The organism is Leisingera sp. CC-HEC093 (assembly GCF_059429195.1).
In genome coordinates, this window is sequence record NZ_JCAIJR010000001.1 from 3,394,775 (window position 1) to 3,410,202 (window position 15,428).

At 62.4% G+C, this 15,428-nt stretch carries 12 protein-coding genes; 3 read left to right on the plus strand and 9 right to left on the minus strand.

Annotated elements, in window-relative coordinates; translation table 11 throughout:
* Positions 1 to 63: 63 nt before the first annotated feature.
* Positions 64 to 2,922: an excinuclease ABC subunit UvrA gene (gene uvrA / locus AC5STB_RS16655; RefSeq protein WP_495443911.1), complete on the plus strand. Its 2,859-nt coding sequence runs from the start codon at positions 64 to 66 to the stop codon at positions 2,920 to 2,922.
* Positions 2,923 to 3,012: 90 nt separating this feature from the next.
* Here the strand turns inward: uvrA and AC5STB_RS16660 are convergent, their stop codons facing one another.
* A complete protein-coding gene (locus AC5STB_RS16660; RefSeq protein ID WP_495443912.1) occupies positions 3,013 to 3,447 on the minus strand; it encodes an excinuclease ABC subunit A in 435 nt (144 codons plus the stop codon).
* A gap of 121 nt (positions 3,448 to 3,568) precedes the next feature.
* On the opposite strand from AC5STB_RS16660, the gene AC5STB_RS16665 reads away from it, so the two are divergent.
* Positions 3,569 to 4,339 (plus strand): helix-turn-helix domain-containing protein, encoded by a 771-nt coding sequence (locus tag AC5STB_RS16665; RefSeq protein ID WP_495443913.1) that lies wholly within the window; start codon positions 3,569 to 3,571, stop codon positions 4,337 to 4,339.
* Between the two features lie 19 nt (positions 4,340 to 4,358).
* Here AC5STB_RS16665 and AC5STB_RS16670 read toward each other — a convergent pair whose 3' ends face one another.
* The 5 genes from AC5STB_RS16670 to AC5STB_RS16690 all read right to left on the minus strand — a co-directional run bounded on the left by AC5STB_RS16670 (position 4,359) and on the right by AC5STB_RS16690 (position 9,695).
* Positions 4,359 to 4,700: a hypothetical protein gene (locus tag AC5STB_RS16670; protein WP_495443914.1), complete on the minus strand. Its 342-nt coding sequence runs from the start codon at positions 4,698 to 4,700 to the stop codon at positions 4,359 to 4,361.
* A 98-nt stretch (positions 4,701 to 4,798) separates the two neighbouring features.
* Positions 4,799 to 6,370, minus strand: coding sequence for a choice-of-anchor L domain-containing protein (locus AC5STB_RS16675; RefSeq protein WP_495443915.1), 1,572 nt, complete (start codon positions 6,368 to 6,370; stop codon positions 4,799 to 4,801).
* Between the two features lie 216 nt (positions 6,371 to 6,586).
* Positions 6,587 to 7,462: a 3-hydroxyisobutyrate dehydrogenase gene (mmsB, locus tag AC5STB_RS16680; RefSeq protein ID WP_495443916.1), complete on the minus strand. Its 876-nt coding sequence runs from the start codon at positions 7,460 to 7,462 to the stop codon at positions 6,587 to 6,589.
* Positions 7,459 to 8,505 carry an enoyl-CoA hydratase/isomerase family protein gene (locus tag AC5STB_RS16685; RefSeq protein ID WP_495443917.1) on the minus strand — a complete coding sequence of 349 codons (1,047 nt, stop codon included), beginning with the start codon at positions 8,503 to 8,505 and terminating at the stop codon, positions 7,459 to 7,461. Before AC5STB_RS16685 ends, mmsB begins: the two co-directional genes overlap by 4 nt.
* 50 nt (positions 8,506 to 8,555) lie before the next feature.
* On the minus strand, positions 8,556 to 9,695 hold the full coding sequence (locus AC5STB_RS16690; protein ID WP_495443918.1) for an acyl-CoA dehydrogenase family protein: 1,140 nt from the start codon (positions 9,693 to 9,695) through the stop codon (positions 8,556 to 8,558).
* Positions 9,696 to 9,930: 235 nt separating this feature from the next.
* On the opposite strand from AC5STB_RS16690, the gene AC5STB_RS16695 reads away from it, so the two are divergent.
* On the plus strand, positions 9,931 to 11,760 hold the full coding sequence (locus AC5STB_RS16695) for an O-linked N-acetylglucosamine transferase, SPINDLY family protein (RefSeq protein ID WP_495443919.1): 1,830 nt from the start codon (positions 9,931 to 9,933) through the stop codon (positions 11,758 to 11,760).
* A gap of 84 nt (positions 11,761 to 11,844) precedes the next feature.
* Here AC5STB_RS16695 and AC5STB_RS16700 read toward each other — a convergent pair whose 3' ends face one another.
* From AC5STB_RS16700 to AC5STB_RS16710, 3 genes are all read right to left on the minus strand, one after another.
* Complete coding sequence (locus AC5STB_RS16700) at positions 11,845 to 12,447, minus strand: L,D-transpeptidase (RefSeq protein ID WP_495443920.1); 603 nt, start codon at positions 12,445 to 12,447, stop codon at positions 11,845 to 11,847.
* A 146-nt stretch (positions 12,448 to 12,593) separates the two neighbouring features.
* Positions 12,594 to 13,628 (minus strand): fatty acid desaturase, encoded by a 1,035-nt coding sequence (locus AC5STB_RS16705; RefSeq protein ID WP_495443921.1) that lies wholly within the window; start codon positions 13,626 to 13,628, stop codon positions 12,594 to 12,596.
* A 203-nt stretch (positions 13,629 to 13,831) separates the two neighbouring features.
* Complete coding sequence (locus AC5STB_RS16710) at positions 13,832 to 15,331, minus strand: CoA-acylating methylmalonate-semialdehyde dehydrogenase (protein WP_495443922.1); 1,500 nt, start codon at positions 15,329 to 15,331, stop codon at positions 13,832 to 13,834.
* Between the last annotated feature and the right edge of the window lie 97 nt (positions 15,332 to 15,428).

The following is a 15,428-nucleotide window of genomic DNA, read 5'->3' on the forward strand; positions in this document are numbered from 1 at the left end:
TGCATTCCCTATCTGTAGGGCGGGCGTCCGCCAAGGGTTCGGCGGCGCGGGTACGGGGGCATTATGGCTGAGCTGAAATCCATCGAAGTGCGCGGCGCGCGCGAGCACAATTTGAAAAGCATCGACGTGGATATTCCGCGCGATGAGCTGGTGGTGATTACCGGTCTTTCGGGCTCGGGCAAGTCCTCTTTGGCGTTTGACACTATCTATGCCGAGGGCCAGCGCCGCTATGTCGAAAGCCTGAGCGCCTATGCGCGCCAGTTCCTGGACATGATGGAAAAGCCGGACGTGGACCACATCAGCGGTTTGTCCCCGGCAATCTCAATTGAGCAGAAGACGACGTCGAAAAACCCGCGCTCCACCGTGGGCACGGTGACGGAAATCTATGACTACATGCGTCTGCTGTTTGCCCGTGCGGGCACACCGTATTCGCCGGCCACCGGGCTGCCGATCGAGGCGCAGCAGGTGCAGGACATGGTCGACCGGATCATGGAGATGGAGGAAGGCACCCGCGGCTACCTGCTGGCGCCGATCGTCCGCGACCGTAAGGGCGAGTACAAGAAGGAATTCCTAGAGCTGCGCAAGCAGGGCTTCCAGCGGGTCAAGGTGGACGGCGAATTCTACGAGCTGGACGAGCCTCCCACGCTGGACAAGAAGTTCCGCCATGACATCGACGTGGTGGTTGACCGGCTGGTGGTGCGCGAAGGCATGGAAACGCGGCTGGCAGACAGCTTGCGCACCGCGCTGGATCTGGCCGATGGCATCGCCATTCTGGAGACAGCGCCCAAGGAGGGCGATCCGGAGCGGATTACCTTCAGTGAAAACTTCGCCTGCCCGGTCAGCGGCTTCACCATCCCAGAGATTGAGCCGCGGCTGTTCTCCTTCAACGCGCCGTTCGGGGCCTGCCCGGAATGCGACGGGTTGGGGGTTGAACTGTTCTTTGACGAGCGGCTGGTGGTGCCGGATCAGTCCTTGAAGGTCTACGACGGCGCGCTGGCGCCCTGGCGCAAGGGCAAGTCGCCCTATTTCCTGCAGACCATCGAGGCCATCGCGCGGCATTACGACTTTGACAAGAACACCGTCTGGAAGGATCTGCCCGAGAAGGTGCAGAAGGTGTTCCTCTACGGCTCCGGCGAGGAGGAGATCCTGTTTCGCTATGACGAGGGCGGCCGGGTCTACCAGGTGGAGCGCACCTTTGAGGGCGTGATCCCGAACATGGAGCGGCGCTACCGCGAGACGGATTCGAACTGGATCCGCGAGGAGTTCGAGCGCTACCAGAACAACCGCCACTGCCATCACTGCGAAGGCTACCGGCTGCGGGATGAAGCGCTGGCGGTGAAGATCGCCGGGGTGCATGTGGGGCAGGTGGTGCAGCTGTCGATCCGCGAGGCGCTGGCCTGGATCGAGGATGTGCCGAACCATCTGAGCCAGCAGAAGCAGGAGATCGCCCGCGCCATCGTCAAGGAGATCCGTGAGCGGCTGGGCTTCCTGAACAACGTCGGGCTGGAGTATCTGACCCTGAGCCGCAATTCCGGCACGTTGTCGGGCGGTGAGAGCCAGCGGATCCGGCTGGCGTCGCAGATCGGCTCCGGCCTGACCGGGGTGTTGTATGTGCTCGACGAGCCCTCCATCGGCTTGCACCAGCGCGACAATGACCGGCTGATCGGCACGCTGAAGAACCTGCGCGACCAGGGCAACACGGTGATCGTGGTGGAGCATGACGAGGACATGATCCGCCAGGCGGATTACGTCTTTGACATCGGCCCCGGCGCAGGTGTGCATGGCGGCGAAGTGGTGAGCCACGGCACGCCGCAGATGATTGCCTCGGATGCCGGGTCGATCACCGGTCAGTATCTGGCCGGGACACGGGAAATCGCGGTGCCCGCGAAGCGCCGTAAGGGCAACAAGAAGAAGATCAAGGTGGTCAAGGCCACCGGCAACAACCTGAAAGAGGTGACCGCCGAGTTCCCGCTGGGCAAGTTTGTCTGCGTGACCGGCGTCTCTGGCGGCGGCAAGTCGACGCTGACCATCGAGACGCTGTTCAAGACCGCCTCGATGCGCCTCAATGGCGCGCGGCAGACGCCGGCACCTTGCGAGAGTATCAAGGGGCTGGAGCATCTGGACAAGGTGATCGACATCGACCAACGTCCGATCGGGCGCACGCCGCGGTCGAATCCGGCGACCTATACCGGCGCCTTCACCCCGATCCGCGACTGGTTTGCCGGCCTGCCGGAGGCCAAGACGCGCGGCTATAAACCGGGACGCTTCTCCTTCAACGTCAAGGGCGGGCGCTGCGAGGCCTGCCAGGGTGACGGCGTTATCAAGATCGAGATGCATTTCCTGCCCGACGTCTATGTCACTTGCGAAACCTGCAAGGGCGCGCGCTATAACCGCGAGACGCTGGAGATCAAGTTCAAGGGCAAGAGCATTGCCGACGTGCTGGATATGACGGTGGAGGACGCGCAGGAGTTCTTCCAGGCGGTGCCGGCGATCCGCGACAAGATGGATGCGCTGATGCGGGTGGGTCTTGGCTATATCAAAGTGGGCCAACAGGCGACGACGTTGTCGGGCGGCGAGGCGCAGCGGGTGAAGCTGTCGAAGGAGCTGTCGAAACGCTCCACCGGGCGGACGCTGTATATTCTGGACGAGCCGACCACCGGCCTGCATTTCGAGGATGTGAAGAAGCTGCTGGAAGTGCTGCACGAACTGGTGGAGCAGGGCAATTCGGTTGTGGTGATCGAGCACAATCTGGATGTGATCAAGACCGCCGACTGGATCATCGACATCGGCCCGGAGGGCGGCGATGGCGGCGGCGAGATTGTTGCGGCCGGCACGCCGGAAACGGTGGCGGAGGAGCCGCGCAGCCACACAGGGCGCTATCTGAAGGACATTCTGGCGGCGCGGAAGGTTGCGGCGGAATGAAGCAGAGGGGCGCTGCCCCTCTTGGCCTTTGGCCAATTCACCCCGGAGTATTTTTGCAAAGGTGAATAGGGGGCGTTGGCGCCCCCTTTCTTATGCGGTTTGCGCGGCGGCGGGGCGTGCGAGCCTTAGCGGGACGAGGAACAGGGCCAGGAAAGCCGTGTTCATCACCACGTTGAACCAGGCGCCGGCGGCGAGGGAGCCGAGGCTGTCGGGTACGTACCAGGCCAGCAGTGCCGGGATCAGCAGGCGGCGGCCGAGGGCGGGGTCGGTTCTGTAGACATGCTCTGTCACCAGATAGATCAGCACGCAGAATCCGCACATCAGCCCGCCGCTGATGGCTGTCATCAGGGTGGCTGCGCCTGGGCTGAGCGCTTGGGCACCGTCCACCGACAGGAAAGCAAGGTCGAGGAACAGATCGAGTGCCGCGCCAAGCGGTGTGACGAGGGCCAGCACCATGGCAAGGCCGAAGGCGGCACCGAGGATTGAAACGGTCTTGAGCATGCGGATCGCGGCAGTGTGGGTCATGGGAAGCTCCTGTAGGTATCTCAGGGCAGGGTGCAGCGGCGCACGAAGGCAAAACAATTACCTTGGAGGTAGGTGAAGCGCCGGCTTTGGTCGCTTATGCTACAGAAAATGGAGGCGGGACATGGCAGAAACATTTGGCGCGGTCCTGAAGAAATGGCGCGGTTTGCGGCGGATGAGCCAGATGGACCTGGCGCTGGAGGCCGGGGTCTCAGCCCGGCATTTGTCTTTTCTTGAGAGCGGCCGGTCGCGCCCCAGCCGGGGCATGGTGCTGCGGTTGAGCGAGGAGCTGCAGTTGCCGGGCGGAGTGCAAAACCAGCTGCTGACCGCCGCCGGGCTGGCGCCGGCCTATGTCAGCCGGCCGCTGGCGGATGCGGATCTGGCGCCGCTGGTGCTGGCAGCAAAGCAGATGATGGAGGCGCATGCGCCCTTTCCGGCGATGATGATTGACCGGCATTGGACCCTGCTGGATCTGAACCTGCCGATGGAGATGATGCTGGCCAGCGCTGGGATCAGCAAGGGCAGCAGCCTGATCGCGGCGCTGCTGGACAATACTGCGCTGCGGGCAGCGCTGGCCAATCTGGAGGAGGTCGAGCGGCACAGCCTGGCGCGGCTGCGCACCGAGCTGGCGCATTTCGGGGCTGACCCGGTTCTGGAGCGGGCGGTGGCGCGGCTGCAGGAACATGCAGCGGTCCACGAGGTGCCGCAGGATGGGGTGCTGCCAGCGGTGATCCCGGCGCGCTACCGCTTGGGCGGGCAGGTGCTGTCTTTCTTTTCCACCGTCACCCAGTTCGGCGGTACCGGCGATCTGGCGATGTCGGAGCTGAGGATCGAGATGCTGTTCCCGGCAGATGAGGATACCCGGCAGGCGATGGAGGCACTGGGCCGGGTTTAGCCGGCCCGCAATAGCGGTGTCAGTACGGCAGGTCGCCTGCCGCGCCGATCAGGCGCAGAACCTTCTGGGTTTCCCGGTTCACCTGATAGACATAGCCGCCGGCCTGCACATAGGTGCCATAGGGGTCAGGCGCCCACTGCCCGGGCTGGCCGATCCAGGTATAGTCGTCCAGAATGTGGTCGCCGCGGCGGTAGAATTTCTTGGTCACCCCGGGCGGCACGCAGTGGGAAGCTTTCACCGCCAGCCCCTGCGGGCATTGCATGCGTGCTTCTTCAGTGATGCCATTACCTGCGGCCAGCGGTATCGCCAGCGCGCAAGCCGCGGCAAGAACGGTGAACGGAACTAGGTGACGGCGTACCATTTACAGCGGGTCCTTTCTTCGCTGCTCCTTACATAACCGGCTGTACGCCAATTCCAAGAAAGCGGAGAAAGGGGTGGCGGCGGGCCGCCAGTTGCGGCTCAGACGGCGGCAAGAACCCGCGCTTCGAAGCTGCGCAGCGCGCGGCGGGCAGCATTGCCGCAGCGGCGGCCGGTTTCAGCGCAGGTTTCGGGGAACAACCCGCGGATTTCCGCCTGTGTGCCGGCGTCAAAGCCGGCCGCTGTTTCCGGGCCGGGCTGGTAGCTTTCGCTGAGGGCGCCGTCGGCCCAGAGAATCTGGTGGCTGCCGAACAGAAGGTGAAAATACTCGGCTTCTGCCAGGTTCAGCGCCGGCCGGATGGTCAGATCGTTGATCAGGTCTTTGGCCTTGACCAGGACCTCATCCTCGCCGAACAGCAGTTCCGCCTTGGCTCCGGAGATCAGCATCCGGTGTTGCGGCGAGACGAAGAGGTCACGGCTGTTGCCGCAGCTGCCGGCGGCAAAGCGGATCGGGGCGGTGTCCGGGGTGCAGAGGGTGCGGCGCGAGCCGGTCCATTGCAGCACCTGCGGGCCGTTGTCGTAGGTCAGAACCTCCATGCCGGGGCGCAGATCCTCGACCGGGATTTCGCCGCCGGGCACCCGGATCATCGTGCCGCGCAGAAAGCAGGGCACGGTCTGGGTGATTTCCACCAGCCCGGTGTCGGAATTCCCCTCGCCGTTATCCGCGGTGTAGTTGAAATAAACCGTTTCCAGGTCGCCGTCGGTGACAACGGTCAGGGTGCCGTCATCGTTCAGGGTGATCTGCTGGCCGGTGGCAAGGGTAACGGTGTCGCCCGCCGAGACCGCCTGATCGTTGATATGAGTGATGGTCAGCGTGCCGCTGGTGGTGCTGTCGTTCTCCAGCACGTCAAGTATGCGGGTCTTGTTGATTGCGTACTCTGCTTCGTCGTCCGCAGCCACGATGGCAGTTTGCACTGAGCCGCCTGCGATGAGCAGGTTGCTGTCATAACTGCTGTCGGCGGTATCGGCGACCCCGATCTTAAGGGTGTTGACCACGCCTGCGTTCACCGGGGCGACGAAGGTCAAGGTGATGGTGAAGCCGTCCATCTCGGTGTTGAACTGGTCGCCGGTGTTGTCGACATAGACGTTCTCGGTGCCGTCGTTGATGTTCCCGATGGAGGCAGTGCCGTCGCCGATCGACACCTGGGCCTCAACCCCGTTCACCCAGACGCCAACCACATCGTTGTACTGGGAATTTGCGAATTCTGGGTATTCTTCAGAGGACAGCACAAAGTCGATGGTCAGCGTGTCGCCATCGGGAATGAAATCAACCTCCAGGATCGAGGCATCGAATGTGTTGGTGCCGGCCAGCGCGTTGAAGTCAGCGTCACGGTTCACACCGTTGGTATTGGTGCTGGTGTTTGCGCGGACGTTGGTGTTGGAGGAGCCGTCGCTGTTGGTGAAATCACGGGCGTATCCGGTCGACAGGATGACGCCGGAATCCGCAGGCGCCACGCCGGGCGTGGTGGTGTCGGCGCCGGTGTAGATGCCTGAGGACAGGTTGTCGCCGCTGTAGGTCGCATTGGTAACTGTGACGCCATCACCAAAGATCTCCTCTGCCATCTGGGTGGCAGTGGCATTTGTGTTGATGTTCAGCTCGGTTGCAGTCGCCATGCGTGCGGTCCCGGTCCAGAAATAGGATTAAAGTCCGGCTTCTGGAATGGAGCCGAAATGGGTCCGAAATGTGGCGGGAGGGCGTCTAAAACCGGGAGTTTAGTCGAATTTTAGGGATATTTTCCGACAGCCCGCAAAACCAGGGCCGGCCCCGTGCGGGACCGGCCTTGCGCAATGCCGGTTTGGGAGGCCGCGACGCGGGCGCGGCCCGGCGTGTCAGCCTTCGCGGCTGCGTTTTTCGAACCGGGGCAGCATGGCGGAGAAATCCACGCCTTTGCCATCTTCCTCCTCGACGAACTTCTTGTAGAGCGCCATTGCCAGTTCGCCCATCGGCGTATCGGCATCAGCACTGATCGCGGCCTGCTGGCTGAGGCCCAGATCCTTGAGCATCAGTTCCGCCGCAAAACCCGGCTGGTAGCTGTTGTCGGCGGGCGATTGCGGGCCAACACCGGGGGCCGGGCAATAGGCATTCATGGTCCAGCTGTAGCCAGAGGAGGTCGAAACCACGTCGAACATCTTCTGCCGGTCGAGACCCAGCTTGTCAGCCAGCGCAAAGGCCTCGCAGGTTGCGATCATGGTGACGCCGAGGATCATGTTGTTGCAGATCTTGGCGGCCTGGCCGGCGCCGGCCTCGCCGCAATGCACGGCCTTCTGGCCCATGATTTCAAACAACGGTTCCGCTGCTGCAAAGGCTGCAGCCGAGCCGCCAGCCATGAAGGTGAGCGTGCCGCCGGCAGCACCGCCGATGCCGCCGGAGACCGGTGCGTCGACGAACAACAGGCCCGAATCCGCGGACTGTTCCGCCACTGCGCGGGCGGAGTCCACATCAACAGTGGAGCAATCAATCAGGGCCGCGCCCTTGGCCATTGCCGGGATCACTTCTGCAGCGACAAGACGCAGGATGGCACCGTTGGGCAGCATGGTGATGACGGCATCGGCACCTGCCGCAGCCTCGGGGCCGGAGGCCGCCATTGTGACACCCTCGATGCTGACGTCGGCCATGTCAAAACCGGTGACCTCGTGGCCTGCCTTGGCCAGGTTGGCGGCCATCGGCCCGCCCATGTTGCCCAGCCCGATAAATCCGATCTTCATGAGTTATCCTCCTCAAATGTCAGCGCATCAGCGCCGAGCGGCGCCAGCATGTCCTCTACTGCCATAGCCGGGACGGTCTGGCCCGCATATTGCCATTGCGGATTGCGGTCCTTGTCAATGATCTGGGCCCGGATGCCCTCCAGGAAGTCGCTCTTTTCCATGGCGCGGAAGGTATAGCGGTATTCCAGGTCCAGCGCCCGGCGGATGGCGGGGCCATCAGCGCGTAAGCGGTGCAGCATCTCCAGCGTGCAGGCCATCGACAAGGGCGAGTTCCGCTTCAGCGATTTCAGCGCCGCGGCGGAAAATTCGCTGTCCTCTGCCTGCAGGCTTTCCAGGATGTCCTCCAGGCTGTCCTTGCCGAAATGTTTGGCGGTGTCCTTGCGGAGGCTGCGCAGCTTACCGTCCGGTGCGGGCCGGGCGGCGTCCTCCACCAGCTTGGCGCTGCCGGTTTCCTCCAGCGCGGCGATCAGCGCGGGCCAGCCGTCCTGCGGGATGAAATAGTCGGCGAAGCCTGCGAGGATCGCATCATCGGCGCCCATCCGTGCGGCAGTCATGCCGAGGTATTCACCTAGGTGATCCGGTGCCAGCGCCAGCATCAGGGAGCCGCCCACATCCGGCACTAGGCCGATGCCGACCTCCGGCATGGCAATCTGGCTGGTCTCATTGACCACCCGGTGGGTCCCGTGGCAGCCGATGCCGACGCCGCCGCCCATGGTGAAGCCCTGCATGAAGCTGATCACCGGCTTCTTGTATTCGAAAATCCGCGCGTTCAGCCGGTATTCATCCCGCCAGAAGGTGCGGCCATAGGAATAGTCGCCCTTGGTTCCGGTGTCGTAAAGCTCGGCGATGTCGCCGCCGGCGCAAAAGGCCTTGTCGCCCTCGGCGTCGATCACCACCAGTTTAACGGTGTCGTCATCGGCCCAATCGCGCATAGCGGCGTCGATTGCCATGCACATGTCATAGCTCATCGCGTTCAGCGCCTTGGGGCGGGTGAAAGTGATGCGGCCGGCCTGGCCGGACTTGCGGATGTGGATGTCACTCATCGGGCGTGCTCCATCAGTATTTGCGCCGCGGGCAGTCTGCCGATTGCAGATTACTCCGCAATCAGCTGGCGCGCGACAATCAGGCGCATGATCTCGTTGGTGCCTTCCAGGATCTGGTGCACCCGCAGATCGCGGACGATCTTCTCGACGCCGTAGTCGGCCAGGTAGCCGTAGCCCCCGTGCAGCTGCAAGCAGCCGTTGGCAACGTCAAAGGCGGTGTCGGTGACCATCAGCTTGGCCATGGCGCAGAACTTGGTGGCGTCATGGGCGCCGCTGTCCAGCTTCCACGCGGCCTGACGCAGGAAGGTGCGGGCGGCCTGCAGGCGGGTTTCATATTCCGCCAGCCGGAACTGCAGCGCCTGGAACTGGTTGATGGATTTGCCGAAGGCCTTGCGCTCGGACATATACTGCACGGTCTGATCCAGCGCCGTCTGGGCACCGCCAAGCGCGCCGGCCGAGATGTTCAGGCGGCCGCCATCAAGGCCCGCCATCGCGTAGGAAAAGCCTTTGCCTTCCTCGCCGATCAGGTTGTCTGCGGGGATCGCGCAATCGTCGAACTGCACCTGGGAGGTGGGCTGCGCCTTCCACCCCATCTTATCCTCCAGCGCGCCGAAGGAGAGGCCCTGTGCGCCATCCTCGACCACCACGGTGGAGATGCCCTTGGGGCCGTCCTCGCCGGTGCGGCACATCACGACATAGGCGTCGGAGTAGGAGCCGCCGGAGATGAAGGCCTTGGTGCCGTTCAGGATGTAGCCCTCGTTGCTGCGCTCAGCGCGGGTTTTCAGGGCCGCGGCGTCGGAGCCGGAACCGGGTTCTGTCAGGCAATAGGAGAAGATCTTCTCCATCGTGCACAGGCTGGGCAGCCATTTCTGCTTGGTCTCATCCGAGCCGAATTTGTCAATCATGCCGCCGCACATGTTGTGGATCGACAGAAAGGAGCCGATTGCGGGGTCGGCCATGGCCAGGGCTTCGAACACCAGGGTGGCATCAAGGCGCGAAAGGCCGGAGCCGCCGTATTCCTCAGACACGTAAAGCCCGCCAAAACCCAGCTCCGCAAGCTGCGGCCAAAGGGATTTGGGGATGGTGCCGTCTTTTTCCCACCGGCGGGAATGCGGCGCGATGTTGTCCTGGCCGAATGCATGGGCCATGTCGAAAATGGCCTGCTGTTCCTCTGTCAGTGCGAAATCCATGCGCAGCTCCTCCCGTCGCTTCAATGAATTGAACAGTTGTTTATTTAATAGCGGCCGCCGGACGCTGAGGCAAGCTGCGCAAATGCAAAGCCGCCGTGCAGCAATGCTGCGCCTGCTGCCGGACGCAGTTGCGGCGTGGTGAGGGAATTCTTAAGAAAATTCGCCGAATGTCGGGTCCAAAGACCCATTTCGCAGGCAAAGCCTGGCAGAAGCATTCCACAAAGGAGCTGTTCACGTGTCCAGAACAGGTGCACAACATTTCTTGGCTCAGGGCGGCAACAGCCCGGCAGGCATCCCCCCCATCAATTTCGAGGCTCCCAAACCGGCAAGCCCGCAGGCCAGGGTCGCGCTGGAGATGCAGCAGGGCCAGGCAGGCCAGCGCCAAGGTTCCGGTGCCGGGCAGGTTGAAGGGCTGATTGCGGAGGCCCGCAAGCGGATTATCAGCCGTGAACTGCAGGCCGCTGTGCCGCTGCTAAAACGGGCCATCCAGCTGGAGCCGAAAAACGCGGAACTGCATTTCATGCTGGGCGAGACGCTGGAACTGATGATGCGGCCGGATCTGGCGATCCTGTCCCATCTGGAAGCCCTGAAGATTGATCCGGCGAATTCCCAGTACCAATGCAATATCGGCACCTATCTGATGCGGCTGAACCGGGAAGAGGAAGCGATCGGCTATTTCGATCTGGCGGCCCAGACGGATCCGAAAAATGCCATCGCGCTGGCCAGATCGATCTTTCTGAAACTCCGCCATGCCGATTGGTCTGCCTATAAAAATCTCAGCAAGACGCTGGGCGTCATCAAAAAAACGTCTGCGAATGTGGACCCGTTTGCAATGCTGCCACTTACCGATGACCCGGAGTTTCAGAAACACTGCTCAGTCAAAGTTGCGAAAGCGGTAAAAGCCTCATTGAAAGGGGAGCCGTTCACTCGGCCCAGCAGGCAGACCAGCAAGATCAGGCTTGGTTACTTCTCCAGCGATTTCCACGATCACGCGACCATGTTCCTGATTGGCCGCCTGTTCGAATTGCATGACCGGGATCGTTTTGAGGTGATCCTGTACGACTACGGCAAGGCGAGCGACGAGGCAGGCCGCCTGCGGGCGGAGCGTGCCGCGGATGTCTACCGCGATGTGGCGGATCAGACCTATGCCCAAATCGTGGAGACCGCCCGCGCTGATGAGCTGGATATCGCGATTGACCTGAAGGGCTATACCAAGGGCAACAAGGTCAACGTGTTCCAATCCCGCATGGCGCCGGTGCAGGTTGCTTATCTCGGCTATCCCGGCACCACCGGGATTCAGGCGATGGACTACATGGTGGCCGATCCTGTTACCATTCCGGCCAATCTGAGAAGGCACTACACTGAGAAGATCATCTATATGCCTGGCTGCTATCAGGTGAATGACGACACCCGTCAGGCCGCTGATGGCGTGCCCTCGCGCAGCGAACTCGGCCTGCCGGAGGACGGCTTTGTTTTCTGTTCCTTTAACGGGCCTTACAAGGTGTCGCCGGCAGAGTTCGATATCTGGATGAACCTGCTGCAAAACGTGGAGGGCAGCGTGCTGTGGTTCTATGCCAACCAGGAGTCTGTGCGGACGGCAATCATCAAGGAAGCGGAGCAGCGTGGTATTGCGGCGGAACGAATCGTGTTCGCCGGTACTCTTCCGCAGGCGGAGCATCTGGCGCGGCTGCGCCATGCCGACCTCTTCCTCGACACGTTCAACGTCAACGCCCATACCACCGCCAGCGACGCATTGTGGGCAGGGGTGCCGGTGGTGACGAAAACCGGCAAGCAATTTGCCGCCCGGGTTGCTGCCAGCCTGCTGCATGCCGCCGGCCTGGATGACCTGGCAGCTGCGACGCCCAAACAGTATGAGGCGCTTGCCCTGAAACTGGCCCGCGATCCGGCCTATCTGGCGGAAGTGAAAGCCCGGCTGAAGGACGGCATCGAGTCCGGCCCGCTTTACGACACCGAAAGCTTCACCCGCAATTTCGAGGCGCTGATGGAAAAAGCTTTGGAACGGTATGAGGCAGGCCTGAAGCCGGACCATTTAAGCCTGGCGTGACGCCTGCAGAAACAGCAAAAGGGCGCGGCCGATGCCGCGCCCTTTGTCATTTGCAGGCAGATTGAACTGGCTGGCAGGCCGCCGTTACAGCAGCCGCACCTGGGTGCCGATCTGCACCAGCTCATACAGTTCCTCGACGTGCTGATTATACAGACCGATACAGCCGGAGGAACTTTGCCGCCCGATCTTGCGGGTGTCATGGGTGCCGTGCACCAGGTAGGCAGGCCAGTCCAGATACATGGCCCGGGTGCCCAGCGGATTGTTCGGCACGCCGCCCTCGATTGTCACCGGCAGCGACGGATCGCGCTCGCGCATTGAGGCGGTCGGCGTCCAGCTGGGGTTTTCCTTCTTGCGCACCACCTCGGTGTAGCCGCGTTTGGTCAGGTCCTCGGTCATCGGCACAGAAGAGGGGAAAAGACGGTAGGTTTCCCCGTCCGGACCCCAGTAATGCAGCGCGCGGGAGCTGATGTCGGCCAGCAGGCAGCCAACGCCCAGGGTCTCGAAGTGGTCCTGCCAATCCTGCTGGGTAAAGGCGGACAAATTGCGCTGAACCGGCACTTCCTCGCGGATGGCGGGTTCGCTCTGCGGGAAGGCGTCGGTGGATTGCGCACGCAGGAGGGCCGGGGTGGCCAGCGTGGCGCCAAGGCCCATCAGGGTTGCGCGGCGGGTGATGTGGAGTTTGGTCATGTTTCCTCTACCGTGCTGCTCAAAAACTCCGCTGCAAGATAAGCATGCCTGCAGGTTTTCCTAGGGGCGGCATAGCGGAAATTGACCGCCTCACAAGCTTGTGTTGCGCCGGGCGGCGGAAGATCGCCGCCCCGGCACATCGCGTTTCAGGCCGGCAGGTTGCGGGCTTGGGCAAAGGACAGAAGGCGCTTGCTGTCCTCATCCCACAGGTGAAGCCGGGCATTGGCCAGGCTCTCGCGGATGGTCATCCGGTTGCCTTCCGCCAGTTCGGCATGATCGCGCAACACCTCAGGCAGACGGTAAAAGGGGATGCGGCTGTAAAGGTGGTGCACATGGTGGATGCCGATATTGGCGCTGAGCCATTGCAGCACCGGTGGCAGCACGTAATGCGAGCTGCCGTGCAGGGCAGCGTCATGCAGTTGCCAGTCGCTGTCCTGCTGCCACTGGGTGGTTTCGAACTGGTGCTGGACATAGAACAGCCACAGGCCCGCTGTGGCGGCAATCAGCGTGGCCGGCAGGAAGATCAGCAGCAAGGGCATCAGCCCGCCAAAATACCAGATAAGTCCCAGCGCGGTGAGGATCACCGCGTTTGTGCCCATGGCGCTGATCCAATAGCGCATCTGCCCCATGAGGCCGTAAGGAATGCGGTTCTGCAGGAAGAACAGGTAACCGGGACCAAACCCGAACAGGGTGACAGGGTGGCGGTACAGCCGGTACATCAGGCGGCCCCAGCGGCTTTCGGCGCGGTATTCGGCCACGGTCATAGTGTGGATGTCACCCATGCCGCGCTTGTCCAGGTTGCCATGGGTGCTGTGGTGGATCGAATGGGTGCGGCGCCAGACGTCATAAGGGGTCAGCGTCAGCACGCCGATAATCCGGCCGGTCCAGTCGCTGACATGGCGGTTGGCAAAGAAGGAGCCGTGGCCGCAGTCGTGCTGAATGGTGAACAGGCGCAAGAGGAAGGCGGCGATCAGAACGGAGAGCGCCAGCGTCAGCCAGTAGCTGACGGACAGCGACCACCAGGCCAGCACCCAGAGCATCAGGAACGGCACAACTGTCACCGCCAGTTCAAAGCTGCTGCGCAGGGGATTGGGGTCGCGGTACTGGGCCAGGATCTTGACCCAATCGCGCGCCGTGCGTGCCGCCGCCTGCGGCTGATTCAGTTCTTGTGTCTTGCTCATGCGCCTGCCGTTTGTCTGTCTGTTGCAGACCGGATAGACGAGTTACGCTGCGGAACAAGCAAAAATTGGCTCCAAACCTTATTTTAACTGACGCCGTGCCGGCAAAAACGCCACCGGGCAGGCCGTTGCATTTGCCCTGGGCAGGCTGCAAGGAAAAAGGCCCCGGAATATCCGGAGCCTTTTTTTGATTTTAGGGCAAAGAGTTAGTCCATTGCCTTGAAGTTGAACTCGCCGCCTTCCTTGATGCCCGAGGGCCAGCGGGAGGTCACGGTCTTGGTGCGGGTGTAAAACTTGAAGCTGTCCGGGCCGTGCTGGTTCAGGTCACCGAACATCGACTTCTTCCAGCCGCCGAAGGTGTGGTAGGCCAGCGGCACCGGGATCGGCACGTTGATGCCCACCATGCCGATGTTCACGCGGGATGCAAAGTCGCGCGCGGTGTCGCCGTCACGGGTGAAGATCGCGGTGCCGTTGCCGTACTCGTGGTCCATCGCCAGCTTCAAGGCTTCCTCGTAAGTGCCTGCACGCACAGTGGAAAGAACCGGACCGAAGATTTCCTGCTTATAGATATCCATGTCGGGGGTGACATGGTCGAACAGGTGGGCGCCGACAAAGAAGCCGTCCTCGTAGCCCTGCAATTTGAAGTCGCGGTTGTCGACCACCAGCTTGGCGCCCTGATCGACGCCGGTCTGGATCAGGCCCAGGATGCGCTCCTTGGCGGCTGCGGTCACCACCGGGCCCAGGTCCACGTCGTCGCCGGCGGTGTAGGGGCCAACCTTCAGGGTCTCGATGCGCGGGATCAGCTTTTCGATCAGCTTGTCGGCGGTTTCCTCGCCGACCGGCACCGCAACCGAAATCGCCATGCAGCGTTCGCCGGCGGCGCCGAAGCCCGCACCGACCAGCGCGTCAGCGGCCTGGTCCAGATCGGCGTCGGGCATGATGATCATGTGGTTCTTGGCGCCGCCGAAGCACTGGGCGCGCTTGCCGTTGGCGGTGGCGCGGGAATAGATGTACTGCGCAATCGGGGTGGAGCCAACAAAGGACACGCCCTGGATGATTTCGCTGTCCAGGATGGTGTCCACGGCTTCCTTGTCGCCGTTCACGACCTGGAACACGCCTTCGGGCAGGCCGGCCTCAACAAATAGCTCCGCCAGCATCAGCGGCACGGAGGGGTCCCGCTCGGACGGTTTCAGCACCACGGCGTTGCCGCAGGCCAGCGCCGGGCCGACGTGCCACAGCGGCATCATGGCGGGGAAGTTGAACGGCATGATCGAGCCGACAACACCCAGCGGCTGACGCATGGAGTACATGTCGATGCCGGGGCCTGCGCTGTCGGTGAATTCACCCTTCAGCATCTGCGGCGCGCCAATGCAGTATTCGACCACTTCCAGGCCGCGCTGCAGGTCGCCCTTGGCATCCGGGATGGTTTTGCCGTGCTCGCGGCTCAGCGCCTCTGCCAGCTTGTCCATGTCGCGGTTCATCAGCGCGACCATTTTCATCATCACGCGGGCGCGCTTCTGCGGGTTGGTGGCGCCCCATGCGGGCTGCGCGGCGGCTGCCTTTTCGATCGCATCAGTGGTTTCCGCGACGCTGGCCATCGGGCACTGGTACTGCACTTCGCCGGTTGCGGGGTTGAAAACATCGTCAAAGCGGCCCGAGGTGCCGGAGACCAGTTTGCCGTTGATAAAGTGGCCGAGTTCTTTCATCGGATCCTCCTCTGTTCATCTTGCCCTCATCGTAGGCTTGCAAAAAACATCGGAAAAGAGGAAACATTTCAAAGAGGCTTTGCAGGAACGCAAAAGG

What these genes read in the sequence shown, in the direction of transcription:
- uvrA (WP_495443911.1), top strand. Translation starts at nt 64, where the DNA reads ATGGCTGAGCTGAAATCCATCGAAGTGCGCGGCGCGCGCGAGCACAAT.
- AC5STB_RS16660 (WP_495443912.1), bottom strand. Translation starts at nt 3,447, where the DNA reads ATGACCCACACTGCCGCGATCCGCATGCTCAAGACCGTTTCAATCCTC.
- AC5STB_RS16665 (WP_495443913.1), top strand. Translation starts at nt 3,569, where the DNA reads ATGGCAGAAACATTTGGCGCGGTCCTGAAGAAATGGCGCGGTTTGCGG.
- AC5STB_RS16670 (WP_495443914.1), bottom strand. Translation starts at nt 4,700, where the DNA reads ATGGTACGCCGTCACCTAGTTCCGTTCACCGTTCTTGCCGCGGCTTGC.
- AC5STB_RS16675 (WP_495443915.1), bottom strand. Translation starts at nt 6,370, where the DNA reads ATGGCGACTGCAACCGAGCTGAACATCAACACAAATGCCACTGCCACC.
- mmsB (WP_495443916.1), bottom strand. Translation starts at nt 7,462, where the DNA reads ATGAAGATCGGATTTATCGGGCTGGGCAACATGGGCGGGCCGATGGCC.
- AC5STB_RS16685 (WP_495443917.1), bottom strand. Translation starts at nt 8,505, where the DNA reads ATGAGTGACATCCACATCCGCAAGTCCGGCCAGGCCGGCCGCATCACT.
- AC5STB_RS16690 (WP_495443918.1), bottom strand. Translation starts at nt 9,695, where the DNA reads ATGGATTTCGCACTGACAGAGGAACAGCAGGCCATTTTCGACATGGCC.
- AC5STB_RS16700 (WP_495443920.1), bottom strand. Translation starts at nt 12,447, where the DNA reads ATGACCAAACTCCACATCACCCGCCGCGCAACCCTGATGGGCCTTGGC.
- AC5STB_RS16705 (WP_495443921.1), bottom strand. Translation starts at nt 13,628, where the DNA reads ATGAGCAAGACACAAGAACTGAATCAGCCGCAGGCGGCGGCACGCACG.
- AC5STB_RS16710 (WP_495443922.1), bottom strand. Translation starts at nt 15,331, where the DNA reads ATGAAAGAACTCGGCCACTTTATCAACGGCAAACTGGTCTCCGGCACC.